This window comes from Chryseobacterium sp. 22543 (assembly GCF_052044565.1).
In the GTDB taxonomy this organism is placed as follows: Bacteria; Bacteroidota; Bacteroidia; order Flavobacteriales; family Weeksellaceae; genus Chryseobacterium.
The window spans coordinates 56,016-79,159 of sequence record NZ_JBQENH010000004.1 but is presented as its reverse complement, the minus strand read 5'-3'; the positions used below and the strand labels follow the sequence as shown (position 1 = coordinate 79,159).

General features: G+C 35.2%; 30 protein-coding genes. 27 read left to right on the top strand and 3 right to left on the bottom strand.

Annotated features, from left to right (window positions below):
* The first annotated feature begins 3 nt into the window (after positions 1 to 3).
* The 15 genes from rpsN (at position 4) to rplQ (ending at position 7,709) form a co-directional block, all read left to right on the top strand.
* Positions 4 to 273 (top strand): 30S ribosomal protein S14, encoded by a 270-nt coding sequence (gene rpsN / locus ACTJIP_RS14820; RefSeq protein ID WP_002983233.1) that lies wholly within the window; start codon positions 4 to 6, stop codon positions 271 to 273.
* Between the two features lie 146 nt (positions 274 to 419).
* Positions 420 to 818 (top strand): 30S ribosomal protein S8, encoded by a 399-nt coding sequence (rpsH, locus tag ACTJIP_RS14815; protein WP_047376575.1) that lies wholly within the window; start codon positions 420 to 422, stop codon positions 816 to 818.
* A gap of 17 nt (positions 819 to 835) precedes the next feature.
* Positions 836 to 1,381 carry a 50S ribosomal protein L6 gene (gene rplF, locus ACTJIP_RS14810; protein WP_047380589.1) on the top strand — a complete coding sequence of 182 codons (546 nt, stop codon included), beginning with the start codon at positions 836 to 838 and terminating at the stop codon, positions 1,379 to 1,381.
* A gap of 15 nt (positions 1,382 to 1,396) precedes the next feature.
* Positions 1,397 to 1,750: a 50S ribosomal protein L18 gene (rplR, locus tag ACTJIP_RS14805; protein WP_077413597.1), complete on the top strand. Its 354-nt coding sequence runs from the start codon at positions 1,397 to 1,399 to the stop codon at positions 1,748 to 1,750.
* Positions 1,751 to 1,769: 19 nt separating this feature from the next.
* Positions 1,770 to 2,291, top strand: a complete 522-nt coding sequence (rpsE, locus tag ACTJIP_RS14800) for a 30S ribosomal protein S5 (protein ID WP_047376577.1) — start codon at positions 1,770 to 1,772, stop codon at positions 2,289 to 2,291.
* 10 nt (positions 2,292 to 2,301) lie between these two features.
* Entirely contained in the window at positions 2,302 to 2,478 is a 177-nt protein-coding gene (gene rpmD, locus ACTJIP_RS14795) for a 50S ribosomal protein L30 (protein WP_047376578.1), read from the top strand.
* A 20-nt stretch (positions 2,479 to 2,498) separates the two neighbouring features.
* The gene (gene rplO, locus ACTJIP_RS14790; protein ID WP_077413598.1) at positions 2,499 to 2,948 is read left to right on the top strand and encodes a 50S ribosomal protein L15; all 450 of its coding nucleotides are present in this window, start codon (positions 2,499 to 2,501) and stop codon (positions 2,946 to 2,948) included.
* A gap of 9 nt (positions 2,949 to 2,957) precedes the next feature.
* Entirely contained in the window at positions 2,958 to 4,337 is a 1,380-nt protein-coding gene (secY, locus tag ACTJIP_RS14785; RefSeq protein ID WP_047376580.1) for a preprotein translocase subunit SecY, read from the top strand.
* A gap of 3 nt (positions 4,338 to 4,340) precedes the next feature.
* Positions 4,341 to 4,556 carry a translation initiation factor IF-1 gene (gene infA, locus ACTJIP_RS14780; protein WP_034684855.1) on the top strand — a complete coding sequence of 72 codons (216 nt, stop codon included), beginning with the start codon at positions 4,341 to 4,343 and terminating at the stop codon, positions 4,554 to 4,556.
* 62 nt (positions 4,557 to 4,618) lie between these two features.
* A complete protein-coding gene (rpmJ, locus tag ACTJIP_RS14775; RefSeq protein WP_007839480.1) occupies positions 4,619 to 4,735 on the top strand; it encodes a 50S ribosomal protein L36 in 117 nt (38 codons plus the stop codon).
* Between the two features lie 9 nt (positions 4,736 to 4,744).
* On the top strand, positions 4,745 to 5,122 hold the full coding sequence (gene rpsM / locus ACTJIP_RS14770; protein ID WP_034738759.1) for a 30S ribosomal protein S13: 378 nt from the start codon (positions 4,745 to 4,747) through the stop codon (positions 5,120 to 5,122).
* Between the two features lie 12 nt (positions 5,123 to 5,134).
* On the top strand, positions 5,135 to 5,524 hold the full coding sequence (gene rpsK, locus ACTJIP_RS14765) for a 30S ribosomal protein S11 (RefSeq protein WP_047376581.1): 390 nt from the start codon (positions 5,135 to 5,137) through the stop codon (positions 5,522 to 5,524).
* Between the two features lie 19 nt (positions 5,525 to 5,543).
* Positions 5,544 to 6,152: a 30S ribosomal protein S4 gene (rpsD, locus tag ACTJIP_RS14760; RefSeq protein ID WP_047096812.1), complete on the top strand. Its 609-nt coding sequence runs from the start codon at positions 5,544 to 5,546 to the stop codon at positions 6,150 to 6,152.
* 33 nt (positions 6,153 to 6,185) lie between these two features.
* A complete protein-coding gene (locus tag ACTJIP_RS14755) occupies positions 6,186 to 7,181 on the top strand; it encodes a DNA-directed RNA polymerase subunit alpha (RefSeq protein ID WP_047376582.1) in 996 nt (331 codons plus the stop codon).
* 6 nt (positions 7,182 to 7,187) lie between these two features.
* Positions 7,188 to 7,709 (top strand): 50S ribosomal protein L17, encoded by a 522-nt coding sequence (gene rplQ, locus ACTJIP_RS14750; protein WP_077413599.1) that lies wholly within the window; start codon positions 7,188 to 7,190, stop codon positions 7,707 to 7,709.
* Between the two features lie 103 nt (positions 7,710 to 7,812).
* On the opposite strand, the gene ACTJIP_RS14745 is transcribed toward rplQ, so the two are convergent.
* Positions 7,813 to 8,247 carry a hypothetical protein gene (locus ACTJIP_RS14745; RefSeq protein ID WP_077413600.1) on the bottom strand — a complete coding sequence of 145 codons (435 nt, stop codon included), beginning with the start codon at positions 8,245 to 8,247 and terminating at the stop codon, positions 7,813 to 7,815.
* Between the two features lie 66 nt (positions 8,248 to 8,313).
* Between ACTJIP_RS14745 and ACTJIP_RS14740 the strand changes: the two genes are divergently transcribed.
* From ACTJIP_RS14740 to ACTJIP_RS14700, 9 genes are all read left to right on the top strand, one after another.
* Positions 8,314 to 10,167, top strand: a complete 1,854-nt coding sequence (locus ACTJIP_RS14740) for a glycoside hydrolase family 35 protein (protein ID WP_440704788.1) — start codon at positions 8,314 to 8,316, stop codon at positions 10,165 to 10,167.
* A gap of 217 nt (positions 10,168 to 10,384) precedes the next feature.
* A complete protein-coding gene (locus ACTJIP_RS14735; RefSeq protein ID WP_077413601.1) occupies positions 10,385 to 11,017 on the top strand; it encodes a response regulator in 633 nt (210 codons plus the stop codon).
* 6 nt (positions 11,018 to 11,023) lie between these two features.
* Positions 11,024 to 11,848 (top strand): hypothetical protein, encoded by an 825-nt coding sequence (locus tag ACTJIP_RS14730; RefSeq protein WP_077413602.1) that lies wholly within the window; start codon positions 11,024 to 11,026, stop codon positions 11,846 to 11,848.
* 618 nt (positions 11,849 to 12,466) lie between these two features.
* On the top strand, positions 12,467 to 13,255 hold the full coding sequence (locus ACTJIP_RS14725; protein WP_440704787.1) for a sensor histidine kinase: 789 nt from the start codon (positions 12,467 to 12,469) through the stop codon (positions 13,253 to 13,255).
* Between the two features lie 70 nt (positions 13,256 to 13,325).
* Positions 13,326 to 13,655, top strand: coding sequence for a hypothetical protein (locus ACTJIP_RS14720; RefSeq protein WP_440704786.1), 330 nt, complete (start codon positions 13,326 to 13,328; stop codon positions 13,653 to 13,655).
* A gap of 22 nt (positions 13,656 to 13,677) precedes the next feature.
* A complete protein-coding gene (locus tag ACTJIP_RS14715; RefSeq protein WP_077413605.1) occupies positions 13,678 to 14,007 on the top strand; it encodes a hypothetical protein in 330 nt (109 codons plus the stop codon).
* Positions 14,004 to 15,152: a hypothetical protein gene (locus ACTJIP_RS14710; protein WP_440704785.1), complete on the top strand. Its 1,149-nt coding sequence runs from the start codon at positions 14,004 to 14,006 to the stop codon at positions 15,150 to 15,152. The genes ACTJIP_RS14715 and ACTJIP_RS14710 overlap by 4 nt, the downstream gene beginning before the upstream one ends.
* 224 nt (positions 15,153 to 15,376) lie before the next feature.
* A complete protein-coding gene (eno, locus tag ACTJIP_RS14705; protein ID WP_077413607.1) occupies positions 15,377 to 16,669 on the top strand; it encodes a phosphopyruvate hydratase in 1,293 nt (430 codons plus the stop codon).
* 88 nt (positions 16,670 to 16,757) lie between these two features.
* Positions 16,758 to 18,044, top strand: coding sequence for a citrate synthase (locus tag ACTJIP_RS14700; RefSeq protein ID WP_047380612.1), 1,287 nt, complete (start codon positions 16,758 to 16,760; stop codon positions 18,042 to 18,044).
* A gap of 59 nt (positions 18,045 to 18,103) precedes the next feature.
* On the opposite strand, the gene ACTJIP_RS14695 is transcribed toward ACTJIP_RS14700, so the two are convergent.
* A complete protein-coding gene (locus ACTJIP_RS14695; RefSeq protein ID WP_077413608.1) occupies positions 18,104 to 18,427 on the bottom strand; it encodes a hypothetical protein in 324 nt (107 codons plus the stop codon).
* Positions 18,428 to 18,445: 18 nt separating this feature from the next.
* The gene (locus tag ACTJIP_RS14690; RefSeq protein WP_077413609.1) at positions 18,446 to 19,240 is read right to left on the bottom strand and encodes an SDR family oxidoreductase; all 795 of its coding nucleotides are present in this window, start codon (positions 19,238 to 19,240) and stop codon (positions 18,446 to 18,448) included.
* Positions 19,241 to 19,361: 121 nt separating this feature from the next.
* On the opposite strand from ACTJIP_RS14690, the gene ACTJIP_RS14685 reads away from it, so the two are divergent.
* The 3 genes from ACTJIP_RS14685 (at position 19,362) to ACTJIP_RS14675 (ending at position 23,126) form a co-directional block, all read left to right on the top strand.
* Positions 19,362 to 19,727, top strand: coding sequence for a winged helix-turn-helix transcriptional regulator (locus tag ACTJIP_RS14685; protein WP_077413610.1), 366 nt, complete (start codon positions 19,362 to 19,364; stop codon positions 19,725 to 19,727).
* 82 nt (positions 19,728 to 19,809) lie between these two features.
* Positions 19,810 to 20,871: a helix-turn-helix domain-containing protein gene (locus ACTJIP_RS14680; RefSeq protein ID WP_077413611.1), complete on the top strand. Its 1,062-nt coding sequence runs from the start codon at positions 19,810 to 19,812 to the stop codon at positions 20,869 to 20,871.
* A gap of 80 nt (positions 20,872 to 20,951) precedes the next feature.
* Positions 20,952 to 23,126, top strand: a complete 2,175-nt coding sequence (locus ACTJIP_RS14675; protein ID WP_428169241.1) for a TonB-dependent receptor domain-containing protein — start codon at positions 20,952 to 20,954, stop codon at positions 23,124 to 23,126.
* Positions 23,127 to 23,144 lie beyond the last annotated feature (18 nt).

Here is a 23,144-nt window from a genome sequence, read left to right as displayed (position 1 = left end):
GAAATGGCTAAAGAATCAATGAAAGCGCGTGAGCGCAAAAGAGAAGCACTAGTTGCTAAATACGCTGCTAAAAGACAAGCTCTTAAAGAAGCTGGTGATTACGAAGGACTTCAAAAATTGCCTAAAAATGCTTCTCCTGTAAGATTGCACAACAGATGTAAACTAACAGGTAGACCAAGAGGGTACATGAGAACGTTTGGTATTTCCAGAGTAACTTTCAGAGAAATGGCAAACAACGGTCTTATCCCAGGTGTAAGAAAAGCTAGTTGGTAATAATTACTAATTAAAAATCGGGACAATTAAGTTGTCAGGATACTAAAGAACAATAATATCAGACCGAAGTTCTCTGAAGTCTGATATTTTTCTCTTCAAGTCTTTTCAATACTGATTGTCTTTAACCAATAATTTATAAAAGAAAAATGGTAACAGATCCAATTTCAGATTTCCTAACAAGAGTAAGGAACGCACAAAGCGCAGGCCACAAAGTGGTGGAAATTCCTGCATCGAAAATCAAAAAGGAGATTACTAAGATCCTATTTGATCAAGGGTATATCTTAAACTTCAAGTTTGAAGATAACGCTGTTCAAGGAGTGATCAAAATCGCTTTAAAGTACGATAAGCAAACTAACAAACCTGCTATTAAGTCTATTCAAAGAGCTTCAAGACCAGGTTTGAGACAGTACAAAGGTTCTACTGAACTTCCAAGAGTACTAAACGGTTTGGGTATTTCTATCATCTCTACTTCTAAAGGAGTAATGACTGACAAGAAAGCTAGAGAAGAGAAAGTAGGCGGTGAAGTAATCTGCTATGTTTATTAATTTTTAATCAGAGGAAAATGTCAAGAATTGGTAAAGCAATTATAACAATTCCAGCTGGAGTTACAGTCACTGAAAACAACGGTGTAGTAACTGTAAAAGGAGCAAAAGGAGAACTTTCTCAGGAGCTTACGGCAGGAATTACTTTAGAACAAAAAGATGGTGAGCTTAATGTAAACAGACCATCTGATTCTAAGCAACACAAAGCGCTTCACGGTTTATACAGAGCGTTAATCGCCAACATGATTGTTGGTGTAAATGAAGGTTTCGAAAAGAAACTAGAACTAGTAGGGGTAGGATACAGAGCTTCTCACGCAGGTCAAAAACTTGAGTTAGCTTTAGGATTCTCTCACGGTATCGTATTAGAACTTCCAAGTGAAGTAAAAGTTGATACATTGACTGAAAAAGGTAAAAACCCAATTATTACTTTAGCGTCTCACGACAAACAACTTCTAGGAATGGTTACTGCAAAGATCCGTTCTTTCAGAAAGCCTGAGCCATACAAAGGAAAAGGTGTAAGATTCGTAGGAGAAATTGTTAGACGTAAAGCTGGTAAATCTGCTTAATAAATTATAAGTATTATGGCATTAAGTAAATTAGAAAAAAGAATAAGAATCAAAAGAAGAGTAAGAGGGAAAATCTCTGGATCTTCTGAATTGCCAAGATTATCTGTATATAAAAGTAATAAGGAAATTTACGCTCAGTTAATCGACGATAAAAATGGTAAAACTTTAGCATCAGCTTCTTCTAGAGAAAAAGGTGTAGACGCTAAAGGTACTAAGACTGAAATTTCTGCTGCTGTTGGTAAAGCTATCGCTGCTAAAGCTATCGCTGCAGGAATCGAAAGTATTGTATTTGACAGAAACGGTTTCGTATATCACGGTAGAGTAAAAGCTCTAGCTGATGGTGCGAGAGAAGGTGGACTTAAATTCTAATCATTAAATTTCGGAAAATATGTTAGGACTAGATAATATAGAAAGAGTAAAACCGGGAGGATTAGAATTAAAAGATCGTCTCGTAGCTGTTAACAGAGTAACAAAAGTAACTAAAGGGGGTAGAGCTTTCGGATTTTCTGCTATTGTTGTAGTAGGTAATGAAGAAGGTATTATCGGTTTTGGTTTAGGAAAATCTAAAGAGGTTGCTTCTGCAATTGCTAAAGCAGTTGAAGATGCTAAGAAAAATCTTGTGAAAGTTCCTGTAATGAACCATACTATTCCTCACCAAACTACTGCTAGATACGGTGGTGCAGATATCTTCTTAAGACCTGCTTCTCACGGTACAGGACTTATCGCCGGTGGTGCGGTAAGAGCGGTATTGGAATCTGCTGGTATTCACGATATCCTTTCAAAATCTAAAGGATCTTCTAACCCTCACAACGTGGTGAAAGCTACTTTCAAAGCGTTATTGGATATCAGAAGACCTGAAGAGATCGCAAGAATGAGAGGAATTTCTCTAAGTAAAGTGTTTAACGGTTAATATTAAAACAATGGCAACAATTAAAGTAAAGCAAGTAAGAAGCGCTATTGGTAGAACAAAAACCCAAAAGAGAACGCTTGAAGCATTAGGATTAAAAAAACTTCACCAAGTTGTAGAACATGAAGCTACTCCTTCTATCTTAGGAATGGTAGCTGCAGTAAGCCACTTACTTGAAGTTCAAAAATAATTTTATAAAAGAGAATTAAAATGAATTTAAACAATATACAACCTGCTGCAGGATCTACTTTCAACTCAAAAAGAATTGGTAGAGGTCAAGGTAGTGGAAAAGGAGGTACTTCAACAAAAGGACACAAAGGTCAGAAAGCTAGAGCTGGTTATTCTCAGAAAATCGGTTTCGAAGGTGGACAGATGCCTTTACAAAGAAGATTACCTAAATTCGGATTCAAAAACGTAAATAGAAAAGAGTTTAGAGGAATTAACCTTGATACTATTCAAACTTTAATCGAGAACAAATCCATCACTGGAGATATCACGAAAGAAGTTTTAGTAGAAAACGGGATAGTTTCTAAAAACGAATTAGTGAAAATTATGGGTAGAGGAGAATTGAAATCTGCGGTTTCAATCTCTGCTGACAAATTCACTAAGTCTGCTGAAGAGCTTATTGCTAAAGCAGGTGGAAAAGCAATTACCTTATAATACTTACTAATGAAAGAATTTATACAAACACTTAAAAATATATGGAGCCTAAAGGAGTTAAGAGATAAAATTCTCTTTACGTTAGGTATTATCCTTGTGTATAGATTCGCATCTTATATCTCACTTCCTGCAATTAACCTTGCAGAGGTGGGAGATCTCTTAGAGCATTATAAAAATCAAGGCGGTAACAAGCAAGGAGCAGGTCTCCTTGGCTTGCTTTCGTCGTTTACGGGGGGAGCTTTCAGCCACGCTTCCGTAATGGCGTTGGGTATCATGCCTTATATTTCTGCTTCTATTATTGTTCAGTTGATGGGAATGGCTATTCCTTATCTTCAGAAGCTTCAGAAAGATGGAGAGTCAGGTAGAAATACATTGAACCAAATTACAAGATGGTTAACAATTGGAGTTTGTCTGGTACAGGCACCTTCTTATTTAACTTCTATTACTCAATTATTCTTACCGTATGCTCAGTTCCAATCTGCATATTTTGTAGAGCCAAATTCTATCATGTTCTGGTTGCCAAGTATTGTTATCTTGGTTGCTGGTTCAGTATTCGCAATGTGGTTAGGTGAAAAGATTACCGACAAAGGAATCGGAAATGGTATTTCCATCCTTATTATGGTGGGAATCCTTTCAAGATTACCTGAAGCATTCGTACAGGAGATGGCCGTGCAGAACGGAAAAGGAGGAATGGGATCTATCATGATCCTTATTGAAGTATTATTCTGGATGGTAGTTGTTCTTTTAGCCGTGATTTTATCTGTGGCTGTTAGAAAAATTCCAATTCAGTATGTAAGCAGAGCTCAAGCAAGAGGAGGTGTAAACAAAAATCTTATGCAGGGCGCAAGACAATGGATTCCGTTGAAAGTAAATGCTGCTGGTGTAATGCCGATTATCTTTGCTCAGGCATTGATGTTCGTACCAGGATTATTAACAAAATTCGATGAGTCTAACACTTTTCTTGCAGGTTTCAAGAATGTTTTTAGCTGGCAGTACAATGTATTGTTTGCGCTATTAATTATTATCTTCTCGTTTTTCTATACTGCAATTACAATTCCGGTGAACCAAATGGCTGATGATTTGAAGAGAAATGGAGGTTTAGTACCGAAAGTAAGACCAGGGAAAGAGACAGCAGATTACTTAGATGATATTTTATCAAAAATTACCTTGCCAGGTGCAATTTTTTTATCTATCTTTGCAGTCCTTCCAGCAATTGTGCATGGAAGCTTTGTTCAGACAGATGCGTTTGCCTTATTTTTCGGGGGAACGTCACTATTAATTATGGTAGGTGTAATTTTAGATACCGTTCAACAGATTAATACATATCTGCTGAATCATCACTATGATGGCTTAATGCAGTCTAAACTGTCTAGAACGACTGGATATTAATTTATGGCAAAACAAAAACATATTGAACAAGACGGCGTTATAACGGAAGCACTTTCGAACGCTCAGTTCCGTGTAGAACTTGAAAATGGGCATATTCTTATCGCTCATATTTCAGGTAAAATGCGAATGCACTATATTAAACTTTTACCTGGTGATAAGGTAAAACTAGAAATGTCTCCCTACGATTTAACAAAAGGGAGGATCACATTTAGATATTAAAACAATTAGCCAAATGGAATACACTTTCCATTTGGCATTTGTAAAAAATAAATACTATCAAAATGAAAGTAAGAGCATCAATTAAAAAAAGAAGCGCTGATTGCAAAATCGTACGCAGAAAAGGTGTACTATTCGTAATCAACAAGAAGAACCCAAAATTTAAACAAAGACAAGGCTAACATTAAATTATGGCGAGAATTGCAGGTATTGATTTACCAAAAAACAAAAGAGGTGTTATCGGTTTAACTTACATCTATGGAGTAGGAAGAAATACTTCTTCCGAAATCCTTAAAGCTGCCGGTATCAGCGAAGACAAGAAAGTCAACGAATGGAATGACGATGAATTGGCTGCAATCAGAACATATATCTCTGAAAACGTTAAAGTAGAAGGAGAATTAAGATCTGAAGTGCAATTGAACATCAAGAGATTGATGGACATAGGATGCCAACGAGGAATACGTCACAGACTAGGATTACCTTTAAGAGGCCAGAGAACGAAAAACAACTCTAGAACCCGTAAAGGAAAGAGAAAAACAGTTGCTAACAAGAAAAAGGCAAGTAAATAATCGTTAGGAATTATGGCAAAACAAAGTAAAGTAGTTAAAAAAAGAAAAGTAAAAGTTGAAGCTATTGGTGAAGCACATATTCAAGCTTCTTTCAATAACATCATCATTTCTTTAACAAATAAAAGTGGAGAGGTTATCTCTTGGGCATCTGCCGGTAAAATGGGATTCAGAGGTTCTAAAAAGAACACTCCTTTTGCTGCTCAAATGGCAGCTGAAAATTGCTCTGCTGTAGCTCATGAAGCTGGATTAAGAAGAGTAAAGGTGTTTGTGAAAGGTCCAGGTGCAGGTAGAGAATCTGCAATCAGATCTATTCACAATTCAGGAATTGAAGTTAGCGAAATCATTGATGTGACTCCAATGCCGCACAATGGATGTAGACCACCAAAAAGAAGAAGAGTTTAATTTTTAGAATTTACCCATTATGGCAAGATATATTGGACCTAAAACTAAGATTGCTAGAAAGTTTGGTGCTGCAATCTACGGAGATGATAAAAACTTCGAAAAAAGAAAAAACCAACCGCCAGGACAACACGGTCCTAACAAAAGAAGAGGTGCTAAAAAATCAGAATATGCAGTTCAGTTAGCTGAAAAACAAAAAGCTAAATATACTTACGGTATTTTAGAAAGACAGTTTGCTAACTTATTTGAAAAAGCACACAGAAGCAAAGGAGTAACAGGGGAAGTTCTATTACAACTTTGTGAATCAAGATTGGATAACGTAGTGTACAGATTAGGTTTTGCTAAAACTAGATCTGGTGCAAGACAATTAGTTTCTCACAGACACATCACTGTGAACGGAGAAATTCTTAATATCCCTTCTTACTTGGTAAAAGCTGGTGATGTAATCACTGTAAGAGAAAAGTCTAAGTCTCTTGAGGTTGTTACCAATGCATTGGCTTCTAAGTCAAACTATGAGTGGTTACAATTCAACGATGAGAAGAAAGAAGGTACTTTCATTTCTGCTCCTGAAAGAATCCAAATTCCGGAGGACATTAAGGAGAACCTTATCGTGGAACTTTACTCTAAATAATTTTTTAATCAAATTTTTGCTCAACCCAATAATATGGCAATTTTACAATTCATAAAACCCGATAAAGTAATTTTACTTAACTCTGATGAATTTAAAGGTCAATTCGAATTCAGACCTTTAGAACCAGGTTTCGGGCTTACAATCGGTAATGCTTTGAGAAGAGTGTTGCTTTCTTCTCTGGAAGGATACGCTATTTCATCTATCAAAATAGAAGGTGTAGAGCACGAATTTTCAACTATTCCAGGAGTAATCGAAGATGTTACCGAAATTATTCTTAACCTTAAGCAGGTAAGATTAAAAGCTGCAGCAGAAGGCCAGGCTAACGAGCAGGTTGTTGCTAAAGTTTCAGGTCAGACGGTTATTACTGCTGGTGATTTAGGAAAGTCTATCAATGGATTTGAGGTTTTAAACCCAGATTTAGTGATTTGCAACCTAAACAGTGATGTAACTTTCGAAATTACTTTCAATATTGAAAAAGGCAGAGGGTATGTGCCTTCTGAACAAAATAAGTCAAACAATGCTCCTGTAGGAACTATTGCTATCGACTCTATTTTTACGCCGATCAAGAAAGTACAATATAGCATTGAAAATTATCGTGTAGAGCAAAAAACAGACTACGAAAAACTTGTATTAGATATAGAAACTGATGGGTCTATCAGCCCTCAAAATGCTTTAACAGAAGCTTCTAAGATATTAATTTATCACTTCATGCTATTCTCTGATGAGAGAATCACGCTTGAAACTGAAGCTGTAAAAGCATCTATCCAGTACGATGAAGAAACACTTCACACAAGACAACTTCTTAAGTCTAAATTAGCAGATATGGATCTTTCTGTAAGAGCCCTTAACTGTCTAAAAGCAGCTGAAGTAGAAACTCTTGGAGAATTAGTTTCTTACAGTAAGTCTGATTTGATGAAATTCAGAAATTTTGGTAAAAAATCTTTGACAGAACTAGAAGAATTAGTGCATTCAAAAGGTCTTAACTTCGGTTTCGACGTTGCAAAATATAAGTTAGACGCTGATAAATAATTAATAATGAGACACGGTAAAAAATTCAATCACTTAGGAAGAACAGCTTCTCACAGAAGTGCTTTACTTTCTAATATGGCTTGTTCTCTAATTGAGCATAAAAGAATCAACACTACTGTAGCTAAAGCTAAAGCTTTAAGAGTATATGTTGAGCCTCTATTAACAAAAGCAAAAGAAGATACTACACACAACAGAAGAATAGTATTCTCTTATCTTCAAAATAAATTTGCGGTTGCTGAATTATTCAGAACTGTAGCTCCTAAAATCGCTGAAAGAAACGGTGGTTATACAAGAATCATTAAGACAGGTTTCAGACCAGGTGATGCTGCTGATATGGCTCTTATCGAATTAGTAGATTTCAACGAGCTTTACAATCCTAATGCTGAAGAGAAAAAAGCTACAAGAAGAAGCAGAAGATCAACTGCTACTACAAAAAAAGCTGAAGCAGTAGTTGCTGATGCTCCTGTAGTAGAAGAAAAAGTAGAAGAAGCTAAAGCTGATACTACTGAAGAAAAAACTGAAGAATAATATTCATTCAGATATATAAAAAAAATCATCCGGAATCCGGATGGTTTTTTTATTTTCATTACTTAGAATAAAATGTCCCTCTATATTGAGGGACATTGCTATTTTAGATCTTTGTTCTTTTCAATTCAATAAGATTATTACCCTGTTCAAGGTGAAGGCTGTCTCCTTTTACCCTTGCTGTCATATCATCTTTCTTGTAAATTGTTTCACCACCCTTGGTTTCTGTCTTAGGTAATGTAAATGTTTTCTTGTTGCTGGTAATGGCTACTGTACTTTCTTTCGGATCGTTTTTGAATACTACTTTTACTAATGTTCCGTCTGTAGCTTTATAAACAAAATCTGTTTTTTCAATTTTCTGTCCGTTTACATCTACTGTAGAAGAACTTTGTGTTAACGAATCTATTTTTCCATTGTTATCTGTAACTACAGTTGTTGAGCTGTCTGTTTTGATAACACTTTTATTTCCACTCTCATTTTTTTTGCAGCCAATAGCTGTTAATGTAAGTACAGCACCTAGTGCTAAAAGACTTTTTTTCATGATTATATTATTTGATATTCAATATGATTTTTATATTTTAATTTTACAAAAATCATGCCTTACAATATGAGAAATTTTAGTCATTATTTATACATAATTCTTTTCTTTTTCTCCTTTAATACTATGTTTTCACAAAAAGGAAATTTTGAAATTAAGGATGGACATTTCATCTTAAATGGGAAACCGTTCACAGTGTATTCCGGGGAGATGCACTATCCGAGGGTTCCGTCAGAATACTGGAAGCACCGGCTGGAGATGATGAAAGCAATGGGTTTGAATACGGTTACCACTTATGTTTTTTGGAATTATCATGAAGAGGCTCCAGGAAAATGGAATTTTTCGGGTGAAAAAGATTTGAAGAAGTTTATAAAAACAGCACAAGAAGTCGGTTTGTATGTTATTATTCGACCGGGACCCTACGTTTGTGCGGAATGGGAATTTGGTGGGTATCCTTGGTGGCTGCAAAAATATAAAGATCTTGAGATAAGAAGAGATAATAAAGCTTTTCTGGAAGAATGCCGAAAATATATTAATCAGCTGGCAAAACAAATAGTACCCATGCAGATCAATAATGGTGGTCCGGTGATTATGGTTCAGGCTGAAAATGAGTTTGGTTCCTATGTTGCCCAAAGAAAAGATATTCCTCTCGAAGAGCATAGAAAATACAGCCACAAGATAAAAGAAATGCTTTTGAACAGCGGAGTTTCGGTTCCGTTATTTACTTCAGATGGAAGCTCACTTTTTAAAGGTGGTTCTATTGAAGGAGCGATACCAACAGCAAACGGGGAAGGTGATATTGATATTTTAAAGAAAAGCATCAATGAATATAATGGAGGACAGGGGCCTTACATGGTTGCCGAATACTACCCCGGATGGCTTGATCATTGGGCAGAACCTTTTGCTAAGGTTTCTACAGAAGAAGTGGTAAAGCAAACAGAGCTGTATATAAAAAATGGAATTTCTTTTAATTATTATATGATTCATGGCGGAACCAACTTTGGATTTACCAGCGGTGCAAATTACGATAGGGATCATGATATCCAGCCGGATCTTACAAGCTATGATTATGATGCTCCCATCAGTGAAGCAGGATGGGCTACTCCAAAATATAATGCGCTGAGAGAAGTTTTCCAAAAAATACATCAGAATAAGCTTCCTGATGTTCCAAAGCAAATGAAAGTCATCACTATTCCCACTATTAAATTTTCAAAAATAAATTGCCTCTTTGATCTTACTGATCGTCAGAAACCTGTTGTGAGTGATAAACCGCTTACATTTGAAGATTTGAATATCGGAAACGGATATGTTCTCTACAGAAGAAAATTTGATAATGATACGAAAGGAAAATTAGAGATAAAAGGATTACGTGATTATGCCAACATATACATCAATGGCAGATGGAAAGGAGAATTGAACAGGGTGAACAAAAAATATGATCTTGATATTGAAATTAAATCAGGAGACCGATTGGAAATTCTGGTTGAAAATATGGGTAGGATCAATTATGGAGCAGAGATTGTCCATAATTTAAAAGGCATTATCAGTCCAGTAAAAATCAACGGAACTGAAGTCTCCGGAAACTGGGAAATGCTTCCAATGCCTTTCGATACTTTTCCCAAACATACTTTTAAACAAAAAGAGATTGCAGCTCACTCACCCGTAATTCAGGAAGCTGAATTTACACTTGATGAGACAGGAGATACTTTTCTTGACATGAGAAATTTTGGAAAAGGAATTGTTTTTATCAACGGAAAAAATGCAGGAAGATACTGGAGTAAAGTAGGGCCGCAGCTGACTCTTTACATTCCTGGAGTTTGGTTGAAGAAAGGCAGGAATCTGATTCAAATCTTCGAACAAATTGAATCTCATAATACAGTAAGCAGCATTGATCATCCTATACTTGATTGTCTTGTGGAATAATTCTCTGTTTTAAAGGTTTTATTACGACTTTGTGACTTGTGTTTTAATTTATTATGAAATAGTTATATTAATATTGGTTTTTAAATGAGAAATTGATTAAATTTAATAGAGCTAAAAAAACTTGACCATAATTACAAACTCCAAAATCAATATTACACAAAGGTGTAATTGATTTCAATTTGTTTTCTGTTGAAATTTGCTACAAAGAAACAAAGTCATGAGCATTTCCATCGCCATAGTAGAGGACGAAAAAAACTACAACAATGCGTTGAAGAAAGTCATCAATTACCAACAGGATATGAAGGTAATTGCTCAGTTTTTTGATGGAAATGATGCCATGCAAAACCTCCCCGCTATTTCCCCGGACGTAGTGATGATGGATATCCAGTTACAAGATATGCTGGGAATTGAAATCATAGAAAAACTGCGAAAAGACATGCCCAATACACAATTTATCATGTGTACCAGCTTTGATGATGATGAGAAGATTTTTAATTCTTTAAAAGCTGGTGCGATGGGCTATCTTGTAAAAGGAGAAAGTATGGATAAAATCCTTTCTTCAATCCGGGATGTATATCAGGGTGGAGCTCCTATGAGTTTTTCCATTGCCCGAAGAGTTCTCAGACATTTTGAACGAAAACTTCCCGAAATTAAAGGCTTCGATGAACTTACAGTGCGTGAAAAAGAAATTCTTGACCTTCTTTCGGAGGGACTTCTTTATAAAGAGATCGCAGACAAAAAATGTATCAGCATTGATACGGTAAAAAAACATGTCGGAAATATCTACAGAAAACTTCACGTAAACAATAAAGTGGAGGCTATTAATAAATTTAACCAATCAAAAAACTAAGAAACAATGGAAAAAGAATTGCATGATTTTAAATGTGCTTTGGAAGCTGAGATTATTGCTAAGCAAAAGGCAGGAGCAATTAAGGATTTCTATGAAATGAAGGAGTTTACAGAACGTGAGCAATGGATAAAGGATTATATTACAAAGAATGGTGTGGAATTTTTCGTAACACACCCTATAGGAGATGAAGAATTTATAAAGAACAGAGAATTGTTTGAACAGCGGGCTCCTGATATTACTCAAGAATTGTACATAGATTTTAATTTATTTGAAACCCTTGTAAGAGACCATTTGAATGAGGGGTATACAATAATGAAGATCTCTTTTAGACAACTTCCAGAGAATGAAATTAGTGAATTTTCCAGAATCATGCCTGAAAATCAATCATCACTGAAAAGTATAGAAGGATATTTATATGCAAGCCTTTCCTTCCATGAGGCATCAGATACAACCAAACTGGATAAACATTATTTTGTTTTTAACCTGGATAGATATTATGAGGTAGATGAAAACCATTTGAGACGCTTTGATAATACAGATTTAGGGAGAATCCTCACTAACGTATCCAATGACGCTTATGTAGCAAACTGTATACGTTATGAGTTGATTCTTGTAAAACAGTACATTGATAGAATACACATGTATTTGGAAGGTTGCCTTAAAAAAAATATTTCTAGACTTGACTTCATACCATGTATTGGAAGAAAAAAGACGGTAAGTTTTGGAAGTGGGAAACAGTCAATATATCTTGCAACCATGCCATCAGATAATAATAAACAATTACTTAGCGCAGATTTTCCATATTACGATCAGGGAAGTTTAGAGCCATAAGATGCTTATTACAGCTTACTATATAATTTCTTTTATTGTTTTAATAAAAGGTCTAATAGTTTTGAGAGGAAGAAAATTATCCTCTCAAGACTATTTTTTGTTGTATCTGGTCGTAAATTTTGTTGTAGATTTTTTTTCAGAAATTAATATTATTTCAACCAGATCAATTCAGTATAATTATCTGAATCTTTTCAATACTTTCTATTTTATCATTTTTTATTTTCGACATATTAAAAACAAGAAAATAGCTCTTACGATATCTACCATTATTGTAATAGTAATACTATTGAATATTGAGCTTTTTTATGTTGATAAATATAATTTGAATATTGCTGTCACATATTGTGTTATCAATATATTACAGGTATTATATTGGTGCAGTTATAAATTAAACAATATTAATAAATCGAAAATTACAGATGATCCTGTCTTTTGGATCTCAACCTCAATACTTTTATGGAGTTGTTTTTTTCTTTTCAGAATTATTCCCATGTATCTGCTGAATGAAATTGATAAGCCATTTCTAAAGCTGCTGAAACAAATATTAAATGTAATCAATATTGTATGCGGTGGTTTATTTTATATTGCTTTACATAAATATAACTCAATGGATAAAAAATGAAGTCTTTACCTTCAGAAATAAAACTTATTTTTTTAATCGCATTACTTTTAGTTGTGCTCTTGGCTGCTTTTACAATTTTCGTCGTATTAATGTACAATAGAAAACAGCTTCTGTATCTGAAAGAACAGCAACTCAAAGAAGCCGAACACCAAAACCAGCTCCTTCAGAAAGAACTCGAAAAACAAAAAATTCTGGAACAGGAGCGGGAACGTATTTCCCACGATATGCATGATGATCTCGGAGCAGGGATTTCCGCATTGAAACTTCAGGCAGAGTTTTTAAAACAGAAAGCAGAAGATGGTGATCTGCAAAGTGATATTGATGAACTTCTGAAAACTTCTGAAGAAATGAATATCTCTATGAGAGAAATGCTTTGGAGTCTGAATTCAGGGAATGACACACTAGGCAGTTTTATTGATTATGCAATACTGTATACCGGAAATTTTTTAAAGAAAACAAAAATAGTATTGCATTCAGAATGTAATGATATCATTGCTGAAACCCCTGTTTCCACAGAAATGAGGCGTAATCTTTTCCTCTGTTTAAAAGAAGCGGTGAATAATGTATACAAGCACAGCCATGCAGATGTATTGAAACTTTCATTTTCACAGGAAAAAAATTGCTTTTCAATGAAAATTTCAGATAATGGAACTGGAATTCCGGATGATCAGCCAAAAGGAAATGGCCTCCGGAATATGAAAAGAAGAATGAATGAATTATCCGGTGAATGTAATATTTTATCTGAAAACCTTGGAACATGTCTGGTTTTTAAAATAAGTGTATGAAAATTACCCCTTTGTGTAATTGATTGGTGTGTTTTTTAGAGGGAAATTTGATATATAAAAACCAAAAGCCATGAAAACTCTTATTAATGACAGTATTGGAGATTTAGAAGCTGCTTTAAAAAACAACAGTGATCTTCAGGAGAAATTTAAAAATAATCCTATAGAGGCTATAAGGGATGTGGAAATTAGAAATCCCAGAGGAACAGATTTTTGGATTTATGGAATTATAGTGATTATGCTCGGGTTAGCAGTGATTGCCATCATTGCAGGGCTTATTCTTATTTCCGCATGGAGTAACGGACAGCCCAAAGACAATCAACTGGTGACAATCTTTGCTACCATTTCATCAGGAGCCATAGGCGCCTTAGCGGGTCTTCTATCTCCTACACCGAGAAAATAAACAACTTAAAAAACTAGACATTATGAAAACTATAACATTGAATATTACAGTAACGGGTGGAGCTTCAATTTTAGGAATTATTTATAAAATTTTTAAAAAAGGAAGCACAGTTCCTCTTTTTGAAAAAACAGAAAACGGAACTTTTTCTGAGGAATTTGAGTTGAATGAAGATGCAGAATATGATCTTTATATAATTGGATCGAATCCTTTATCAGCGGAAAGAAATACAAGAATAAAAATCGATGGAGATATTACGCTTAGTGAGGATTCTGATTTAAATCCTGCAAATAGAAAAGGGAATGGGTATTTGTTAACGTATCATTTTAAAGTAAATAATAAAAAAGGATCATGAAAACACTTATATATAAATTAGGGATTATTCTATTTCTTTTTAATGCATTATTGGTTTGTGCCCAAAATGGAGGTTTTACAAAAAAAGATTTAAAATCAGAAAGTTTTTATAATAAAATTGAAGAAACAAAATCAGGAAACTGGAAAGATGTATTGACTGATTATATGCAGGCTTCTTTTAAAGGATTAACAAGTGAAAACAAATCTTTTCAATTTAAAGCAAACATTTTTTCATTGAGATCAAAAGTTGATAGTACTTTATTAATTGACTATAACTATACAAGTAAACGAGAAACCTTTTATAGGAATTTTCAGATACAAATAGGACTGAACCTTGATAATGATTATAAATTTAAGGGATTTAATTATGGCTTTGATTGGGCAATCATTAATAAAAGAGATACAACCATAGCCAGTTTAGCCAGAGAAGAGTATGAATCCGGTAAATATTTTGCCAAGCTAAGTTCCGCTTTAATTTTTGCTTTACAAAAATATAGAAACGTAGCAACTTCTGAAAACTACCAAAAAATTGAGAAATTAGCAAAAGCTTCTATTGAAAAACAATATTACCTGCCCATAGATAATCTGCCGGAGGATTTTAAAAAGATATTGCTGGAAGAGCAAGATGGAGTAGAAGCTAAACAATTTTTAGATACTTTTCAAAATGAATTGGGAAGAGTAAAAAGGAGACCTTTATTAACTGTAGGATTTCATAGTAATTTTCAAAAGGATTCTAAGTTTTTAGACGAGTTTGATGCCAATTTGGTTTATCTGCAAGGATTGAAATCTAAGAAGGGAAGTAAGTTGGAAATAGACTTCCGAAATCAGTTTAAAGCAAAAGACAGTATCACGACATCGGTTATAAAACGAAAAGAATTTTCATCACAGTTAGGATTGAATATTTCGATTTGGGAAACTAAAGAGAGATCTATCGTGGAACTTAAACCTAATTTTGAATATAAAAGAATTGTTTCAGGAATAATGACAGATGAAAAAAATGACCAGTTCTTAGCCAATGCAGATTTAAGAATAAGAATTTTAAAAAACCTTTGGGTTCCATTGATTTTAAAATATGATATTAAAAACAATAATCTTTTTGGTTTCTTAAATGTCAGTTTCAATTTTGATGGAATGAAAAAAGAATAGTATAATAATTACATAATGAAAAACTCATCTTTACAATTTTAAAAGGTGAGTTTTTTTATCATTCTTTCCCTATTTTAAATCGGCAATTCTTCACAAATAAATTGTAGAATTATCATAATATAAATTAACTAAAATTTAACTTGGATTTATATCAAAAAAATCCCTCGAAATACCCCTAAAAGTTAAATTTTGATTAAATTTGTCTAAACTAAAAAAAATAAAAAATGAGTGCAATTTCTTATATAGAAGCAAGACAGATTTTAGATTCCAGAGGTAACCCTACCATTGAAGTAGATGTATTTACAGAAAGCGGGGCAATGGGCCGTGCTGCTGTACCTTCAGGAGCATCTACAGGAGAACACGAAGCGGTAGAATTACGTGACGGTGGTTCAGAATATCAAGGGAAAGGAGTTCTGAAAGCTGTTGAAAATGTAAAAGAAGTAATTGCAGAGAATTTAGTTGGACAGCCGGTTTTCGAACAAAATTATATCGATCAGATTATGATTGATCTTGACGGAACGGCTAACAAAGGAAATCTTGGTGCTAATGCTATTCTTGGTGTTTCTTTGGCCGTAGCAAGAGCTGCTGCTGCAGAATTGGGAATGCCACTTTATAAATATGTAGGTGGAGTGAATGCAAACACGCTTCCTGTTCCAATGATGAATGTAATAAATGGTGGATCTCACTCAGATGCTCCTATCGCATTCCAGGAATTCATGATCATGCCGGTAAAAGCGGATTCTTTCTCTCATGCATTGAGAAAAGGAACTGAAATTTTCCACAATCTGAAATCTATTCTTCATTCAAGAGGTTTATCTACTGCGGTAGGTGACGAAGGTGGTTTTGCTCCTACTTTCAAAGGAACTGAAGATGCTTTGGATACATTGCTTCAGGCAATTGAAAAAGCAGGCTATAAACCAGGTGACGACATTATGTTAGCACTTGACTGTGCGGCTTCTGAATTCTACAAAGACGGAATTTATGATTACAGAAAATTCCAGACTCAGGACGCAGCTCAGTTTTCAAGCAGCGAGCAGGTTTCTTACTTAGCTGAACTGGCTGCAAAATACCCAATCATTTCCATTGAAGACGGTATGCAGGAAAATGACTGGGAGGGTTGGAAAATGTTAACTGATAAAATCGGTGATAGAGTACAGCTTGTAGGTGATGATTTATTCGTAACCAACGTAGAAAGACTATCCAGAGGAGTAAAAGAAAATATTGCGAACTCTATCCTTGTAAAAGTAAACCAAATCGGTTCTCTTTCTGAAACAATGGCTGCTGTACAAATGGCTCAGAACAACAAGTTCACTTCAGTAATGTCTCACAGATCAGGAGAAACTGAAGATTCTACAATTGCTGATTTAGCGGTAGCAATGAACTGTGGACAGATCAAAACAGGTTCAGCTTCAAGATCAGACAGAATGGCTAAATACAATCAATTATTGAGAATTGAAGAAGCTTTAGGTGAAACTGCAATTTTCCCAGGATTGGAAGCTTTTAAAATCAAAAGATAATTAATCGAATTTATAAATCACGGCAAGCGAAATTTTTAGTTTGCCGTATTTTATGGAAAGTGGTATATTTAAAAAAAATAAATAAATAATGTCAGACAACAAAGTAATATTGAATTACGACGGTAATTCATATGAATATCCTATCGTGGATAGTACTATCGGAGACAGAGGGATTGATATTTCAAAATTAAGAGACCAGACAGGTTTGATCACTCTGGATTTAGGTTACAAAAATACAGGAGCTACTATTAGCGACATCACTTACTTAGACGGAGATAAAGGAGAATTGTTCTACAGAGGTTATCCAATCGAGCAGATTGCTGAGAAATCTAACTTCACAGAAGTAATGTATCTTTTATTACATGGAGAATTACCTACTCAGGATCAGTTTACTTCATTCGACAACAATATTAAAAAATATAACTTCATCGCAGACGAAATGAAAAAAATCATTGATGTTTTTCCTCGTTCTGCTCACCCTATGGGAGTTTTATCTTCTATGACTTCTGCTTTAACAGCTTTCAACCCGAAAGCCGTTAACGTAAATTCTAAAGAAGAAATGGATCATGCTGCTGAGCTGATGATCGCTAAGTTCTCTCACCTTTGTGCTTGGACTTACAGAAAAACTCAAGGTTTACCATTAAACCACGGTGATAACAACCTAAACTATGTAGAGAACTTCTACAAAATGGCATTCAGATTACCAAACGCTGATTTCGAAATCGATCCGGTAGTTGTAAATGCTTTAGATAAATTATTAATCCTTCACGCAGACCACGAACAAAACTGTTCTACTTCTACAGTGAGAATGGTAGGTTCTGCTCACACAGGTCTTTTCGCTTCTATCTCTGCTGGGGTATCTGCACTTTGGGGACCACTTCACGGTGGAGCTAACCAGGCGGTAATCGAAATGCTTGAACTTATTGAAAAAGATGGTGGTGACGTATCTAAATATGTTGCTAAAGCTAAAGATAAGGGTGATAGCTTCCGTCTAATGGGATTCGGACACAGAGTTTACAAAAACTTCGACCCAAGAGCGAAAATCATCAAGAAAGCTGCTGACGATATCCTTACTGCACTTGGTATTCAGGATAAAGCTCTTGACATTGCAATGCAGTTAGAAAGAGTAGCACTTGAAGATGAGTACTTCATTGAAAGAAAACTATATCCAAACGTAGATTTCTATTCAGGAATCATCTACAGAGCGTTAGGAATTCCTACAGAGATGTTTACAGTAATGTTTGCATTAGGAAGACTTCCAGGATGGATTTCTCAGTGGAAAGAAATGAGATTGAAAGGAGACCCAATCGGAAGACCAAGACAGGTTTACCAAGGTGCTCAGGAAAGAAACTACATTGACATCGCAAGCAGATAATATTTGCTTATACCATAAAAGAATCCCAAAGCAAACTTTGGGATTCTTTTTTTTACAACTTATTCAGTAATAGCTAACGCCATAATAAGATGGTCTTTCAACCGGAAATGAAAATTCAGCACTACCGGACTACCACTGAAAGAGCCGGAAATTTTGATTCTTAAAACAGTTGTATTATCCTTCTCCGAAAAATCTTTTACTTCAAACAAGGTTTTGTATTCATGATTAGATTTTTCATTCCATTGCTTTATTTCCTCTTTTCCCGTGTATATTTTTCCTTCATCAAATACGGATGCCTGTTCAGAAAAACAATTGGAAAAAGTTGTACTGTCAAAGAGCTTCTGTGCCTTTAAAAATTCCTGTAAAATGTTAGGTAAGTTCATATTGTTATTTTTAAATGATTAAACTGTAGGAATAGTACCACCATCTATTACATATTCGGTTCCTGTTAAATATTGTGCCCGTGGAGAAACTAAAAAACCAACAAATTCTGCAATATCTTCTGGCTGGGCAGGCTTACCGATCGGAATTCCACCCAACGCATCCATGACACTTTGAGTTGCCTCTTCTATTGAAGTTTCTGAACTTTTAGCAATACGCTCCATCATTCGGATGGCAGATGAAGTCATGATCCAGCCTGGAGAAACAGTAAGTACACGGACTCCCTTCGGGGAAACTTCTTTTGATAAACCTTTGCTGTAATTGATCAGTCCGGCCTTGGCAGCAGCATAGGGTAATGTGGAATCAAATAAAGGCAGTCTTCCCTGAATGGACGCAATATGAATGATCACACCTTCCCTTCGTTCCAACATTTGCGGAAGAAATCCTCTGTCTAAACGAACGGGTGCCAACAAATTGGTCTGAATTGTATTTTCCCAGTCTTCATCATTCAGAACAGAGAAGCCGCCACCAGGCGTTTCTGAGCCACCCAATGTATTAATTAAAATATCAAGCTTACCAAAAGTAGATAACACTTCTATTACCAGTTTTTCCGTGTCTTTTGCCTTACTCAGATCTCCTGAAATAAAATGAAGCTGATTATTCATCTCTTCAGACTGATTTCTTGCAGTAATAATTACAGTGGCACCGGCGGTTAGTAATCTTTCAGCAATAGCTTTTCCGGTTCCTTTTGTCCCACCCGTTACCAAAGCAATCTTACCTGATAATTCATTGTTGAAATTAAATGATTCTGTCATGATTTCTTTTTTGTACAAATTTCAGGAGTATAACAGGCTCTTACAAGTACGGTCTTACGAATCACATAGTGATAAATTAATCCCCTATTGTGATCTCACCTCATTGTGTTACATTTGTTTTATGTACGAAAGAAAAATCCCACCCAATCTGAACTGCGGGCTTGATCTGATTGCTGAGGTGCTCTATGGCAAATGGAAAATCCGTTTACTATGGTTTATTAATGAAGGATTTCAAAGACCCAGTGAATTGCAGCGGAAAATTCCAGATGCTTCCCGCAGAGTATTGAATGTTCAGTTAAAAGAACTGGAAGAGCATGAACTTGTCACAAAGAAGATTTATCCCGTTGTACCTCCAAAAGTAGAATACAGGCTTACAGAATTTGGACAGACATTGATTCCGGTTATTGCCACACTAGGGAAATGGGGGGATGACCATGATGAGCGCTTACGGACACTGATCCTGAAAAGGCTGGAAAAAGAATCCTAAAAAAGAGAAAGATATTTTTAATTTTTACAAAATATAATATAATAAATTGATTAAATTTACTACTGTAAAAAATTAATACCCAATGACTTTTGGAGAACAGATGTTATTTTTCTTCAGCGCAGTAGGAGCATTCAACGGACTTCTGCTGGGCTTCTATCTGCTGTTTGTTAAAAAACTGAAATACCCTCCGGATTTTTTCCTTGGAATTCTTCTCTTAATGCTAAGCTCAAGAGTAATGATTTCTGTATGCTTTTATTTTTATCCTGATTTACCCAGAATTATCGCGCATTTAGGGCTGTCAGCCTTATTTTTTACCGGACCAGCTTTATATTATTATGTGAAATCTTCCTTCCAGCAGGATCAGTTTGATTGGAAGGACTGTCAGAAATGGTTTGGGATATTAACTCTTATTTTAGGAATTGTTGGTTTATTGTATTTAGTGTTTCCCATTACGTGGGATAACTATTTTGGTACTTTTATCTATACCGTTTGGTCTGTATTTATATTTCTTACAGTCTATCAGTATTATATTTTGCTTAAGCAGCACCCTAAAAGTCCGAATAACTTTGTACTTCCGATTCTGGTCAGCAATGTGATTATATTTCTTAGCTATCAGCTGCTATCAACGGGCTGGGTACAGATATACTGTGCAGGAGGAAGTCTCGTGTTTTCATTTGTGCTGTATGCCAATTTTTTGATTTTATTTAACAAGAAATATCAGCAGCTTCCGGTAAAAGAAACAGAAAAGTATTCCAATAAAAAGATTTCCGGAGAACAAGTAGATAGTTTTGTATCAAGATTAGAGAGATTAATGGATACAGAAGAACTCTATAAAAATCCGAATTTAAAATTGAGCGACCTGTCTTCAAGAATGAATATGTCTACTCATCAACTGTCCCAATTGTTGAATGATAATTTGGGGAAAAGTTTTTCTACCTGTATCAATGAATACAGGATCAATGAAGCCTGTGAAAAAATAGAAAACGGGTCTTATTTAAAAATTGAGGAGATCGGGTATGAAGTAGGATTTAATTCTAAGTCCACTTTCTTTTCAACCTTTAAGAAAATTAAAAATACAACTCCTCTTTTGTATAAACAATCTCAAATCCTTGCTGAGCCTAGGTTTCAGAGTTCAAATTTATAATTCAGTACTGCGGAATTTCAATTTCAAAACCGCATTTTTACAACAAGCTGATACTTTTGATTTCATAAAATTTAAAATCTATGATAATCAAATTGTGGCTCTTGTTATTCATGCTATTTCTCTCAATTTTTGGAAAAGCGCAGGAAATTGTAAAAAGAAAAGTTCCGGATTCTCTGGCTCAGGCAAAATCTTCCACCACGACTATTTCAGAAATCATTCTTCAATCCGCTCCACGAAAGATGAAATTGAGTGATGGGAACCTCGTTGTTTCTGTTGCCGGAAACAGAGACTTTAAAACGTCTATGCATCTTCTTGATGTTTTAAGAAAAACACCTGGTGTAACAGTGGATCAGGAAGACGGAATTTTTATTGGCGGAAGAATTGCTCCGGCTGTTCTTATTGATGGAAAACCTGTTGTGATGAGTAATCAGGAACTGCAGGCTTATTTGCGGTCTTTATCCCCGGATATGGTAGAATCTGTAGAAGTGAATACCAATCCGTCTTCAAAATATGATGCCGAATTTAAAGGGATTATTGATATTAAATTAAAAAAGAATACCGGACTCGGCTGGAAAGCAAGCTATAATGGTAATGTGTATATTAATAAATTCAACTACAGGGAAAATGCATTCAATACATCTTATCATACGGGGAAAGTGACATACAGTCTTCAGGCAGGTTATAATGAAGGTATTTCAACCTATCGTTATCAGGCTTTGCAGCGACTGGCAAATACAAATATGATGCGCACCCATACCTATCAGGAAGATTTTGGAAAGATGTACAATATTCAGACGGGAGCCGATTTCAGACTGAATGATAAAAACAGACTAGGGATCAATCTGAGAGGTAATTTCAGGAATAATGACCGTTCACGAAACGGATCACTTTTTACTACCGATAAAAATGAAACCCAGACAATATTGAATACCACCAGTGAAAGTCCTACCCGTTATTCACAAAATAATTATGGAATTACCACCGATTATTCTTTTCAAAATAGAGGTTTTAAATTCGGTTTTTTAGGAAACTATCTTTCAGTTAAAAATAAACAGAATGATGATTTTATCAATAGAGATCAGACCACAGTAAATCTTCTGTCTTACTGGAAGTCTGACTTGATTAATAAAATTACTATCTATACTGCCCAGATAGATGTTTCGCAGAAAATTGATCATGCAGATGTTGAAGCGGGAGTTAAATATATCAATTCAGACACCCAAAACAATATCAGGTATGATACACTGTCTGCCGGAAACCATTTTGTCTTTGATCCTGCAAGAAGTAATGTGTTTTTATATAAAGAAAAAATATGGGCAGGTTATCTGGCATACAGACAGAAAATAGGAAGCTTACAGATCAATGCAGGCCTGAGATTTGAAAATACAAACAGTATTTCCAATGCAGTTACTGTGGATTCCGTTGTTGCAAGAAACTATCTGAAATGGCTGCCATCATTAAGTGCAAATTATACTTTTAACAAGTCCAGCGAACTTTCCCTTTCTTACAGCAGGAAAATAACAAGACCGGTCTTCTCTCAGCTCAATCCGTTCCGGTTTTATTTTAGTCCGCTAAATTACTGGATAGGAAACCCTTATCTGCTTCCTTCTTTTACAAGCCAGATCAAAGCAACCTACCGTTATAAAAACTGGATCACAAGCTTTACCGTTGGAAAAGAAAAAGATGTGATGACACGTTATCCCCTGTACAATCCGGAAACGAATGTATTAGAATATCTGGGAACAAATCTTCCTTACCGGAACTTTGCTGTCTTGGAAACCAGCTTTCCAATCAGAATTACAAAATGGTGGAATGTTACCAGTCAGATCACAGGATATTATAATGATGAATTCAGACCTTATCTGGATGAGGTCTTTGCATTGAAAATCTACAATTATGAAGTGAGGCTCAATCAGGTATTTTCCCTTCCAAAAGGATTTACTGTGAATGTATTTGCTAATTATGAATCTACAACGGGGAACAGTCTTTACATTATCAAACCAAGGTATACCATAGATGTATCAGTTCAAAAGTCATGGTTTGATAATAAACTGAACACTAAAATCGGGTTTAATAATCTCCTTGATTCTTATGACCAACGATTAGAATTTCGTCATAAACAGATCATGGATAATCGTTTTACCCATTGGTGGGATAGCAGCAGATTGGTATTTTCACTCAGTTATACTATGGGAAGTTCAAAATATCAGGTAAAAGAAACCCAGAGAACAGAAGAAGAAAACAGAGCGAGATAAGAAAGCCTGCTTGAAAAA

Excerpts from the sequence above, each read along its gene's own strand:
- rpsN (WP_002983233.1), top strand. The coding sequence starts at position 4 with ATGGCTAAAGAATCAATGAAAGCGCGTGAGCGCAAAAGAGAAGCACTA.
- rpsH (WP_047376575.1), top strand. The coding sequence starts at position 420 with ATGGTAACAGATCCAATTTCAGATTTCCTAACAAGAGTAAGGAACGCA.
- rplF (WP_047380589.1), top strand. The coding sequence starts at position 836 with ATGTCAAGAATTGGTAAAGCAATTATAACAATTCCAGCTGGAGTTACA.
- rplR (WP_077413597.1), top strand. The coding sequence starts at position 1,397 with ATGGCATTAAGTAAATTAGAAAAAAGAATAAGAATCAAAAGAAGAGTA.
- rpsE (WP_047376577.1), top strand. The coding sequence starts at position 1,770 with ATGTTAGGACTAGATAATATAGAAAGAGTAAAACCGGGAGGATTAGAA.
- rpmD (WP_047376578.1), top strand. The coding sequence starts at position 2,302 with ATGGCAACAATTAAAGTAAAGCAAGTAAGAAGCGCTATTGGTAGAACA.
- rplO (WP_077413598.1), top strand. The coding sequence starts at position 2,499 with ATGAATTTAAACAATATACAACCTGCTGCAGGATCTACTTTCAACTCA.
- secY (WP_047376580.1), top strand. The coding sequence starts at position 2,958 with ATGAAAGAATTTATACAAACACTTAAAAATATATGGAGCCTAAAGGAG.
- infA (WP_034684855.1), top strand. The coding sequence starts at position 4,341 with ATGGCAAAACAAAAACATATTGAACAAGACGGCGTTATAACGGAAGCA.
- rpmJ (WP_007839480.1), top strand. The coding sequence starts at position 4,619 with ATGAAAGTAAGAGCATCAATTAAAAAAAGAAGCGCTGATTGCAAAATC.
- rpsM (WP_034738759.1), top strand. The coding sequence starts at position 4,745 with ATGGCGAGAATTGCAGGTATTGATTTACCAAAAAACAAAAGAGGTGTT.
- rpsK (WP_047376581.1), top strand. The coding sequence starts at position 5,135 with ATGGCAAAACAAAGTAAAGTAGTTAAAAAAAGAAAAGTAAAAGTTGAA.
- rpsD (WP_047096812.1), top strand. The coding sequence starts at position 5,544 with ATGGCAAGATATATTGGACCTAAAACTAAGATTGCTAGAAAGTTTGGT.
- ACTJIP_RS14755 (WP_047376582.1), top strand. The coding sequence starts at position 6,186 with ATGGCAATTTTACAATTCATAAAACCCGATAAAGTAATTTTACTTAAC.
- rplQ (WP_077413599.1), top strand. The coding sequence starts at position 7,188 with ATGAGACACGGTAAAAAATTCAATCACTTAGGAAGAACAGCTTCTCAC.
- ACTJIP_RS14745 (WP_077413600.1), bottom strand. The coding sequence starts at position 8,247 with ATGAAAAAAAGTCTTTTAGCACTAGGTGCTGTACTTACATTAACAGCT.
- ACTJIP_RS14740 (WP_440704788.1), top strand. The coding sequence starts at position 8,314 with ATGAGAAATTTTAGTCATTATTTATACATAATTCTTTTCTTTTTCTCC.
- ACTJIP_RS14735 (WP_077413601.1), top strand. The coding sequence starts at position 10,385 with ATGAGCATTTCCATCGCCATAGTAGAGGACGAAAAAAACTACAACAAT.
- ACTJIP_RS14730 (WP_077413602.1), top strand. The coding sequence starts at position 11,024 with ATGGAAAAAGAATTGCATGATTTTAAATGTGCTTTGGAAGCTGAGATT.
- ACTJIP_RS14725 (WP_440704787.1), top strand. The coding sequence starts at position 12,467 with ATGAAGTCTTTACCTTCAGAAATAAAACTTATTTTTTTAATCGCATTA.
- ACTJIP_RS14720 (WP_440704786.1), top strand. The coding sequence starts at position 13,326 with ATGAAAACTCTTATTAATGACAGTATTGGAGATTTAGAAGCTGCTTTA.
- ACTJIP_RS14715 (WP_077413605.1), top strand. The coding sequence starts at position 13,678 with ATGAAAACTATAACATTGAATATTACAGTAACGGGTGGAGCTTCAATT.
- ACTJIP_RS14710 (WP_440704785.1), top strand. The coding sequence starts at position 14,004 with ATGAAAACACTTATATATAAATTAGGGATTATTCTATTTCTTTTTAAT.
- eno (WP_077413607.1), top strand. The coding sequence starts at position 15,377 with ATGAGTGCAATTTCTTATATAGAAGCAAGACAGATTTTAGATTCCAGA.
- ACTJIP_RS14700 (WP_047380612.1), top strand. The coding sequence starts at position 16,758 with ATGTCAGACAACAAAGTAATATTGAATTACGACGGTAATTCATATGAA.
- ACTJIP_RS14695 (WP_077413608.1), bottom strand. The coding sequence starts at position 18,427 with ATGAACTTACCTAACATTTTACAGGAATTTTTAAAGGCACAGAAGCTC.
- ACTJIP_RS14690 (WP_077413609.1), bottom strand. The coding sequence starts at position 19,240 with ATGACAGAATCATTTAATTTCAACAATGAATTATCAGGTAAGATTGCT.
- ACTJIP_RS14685 (WP_077413610.1), top strand. The coding sequence starts at position 19,362 with ATGTACGAAAGAAAAATCCCACCCAATCTGAACTGCGGGCTTGATCTG.
- ACTJIP_RS14680 (WP_077413611.1), top strand. The coding sequence starts at position 19,810 with ATGACTTTTGGAGAACAGATGTTATTTTTCTTCAGCGCAGTAGGAGCA.
- ACTJIP_RS14675 (WP_428169241.1), top strand. The coding sequence starts at position 20,952 with ATGATAATCAAATTGTGGCTCTTGTTATTCATGCTATTTCTCTCAATT.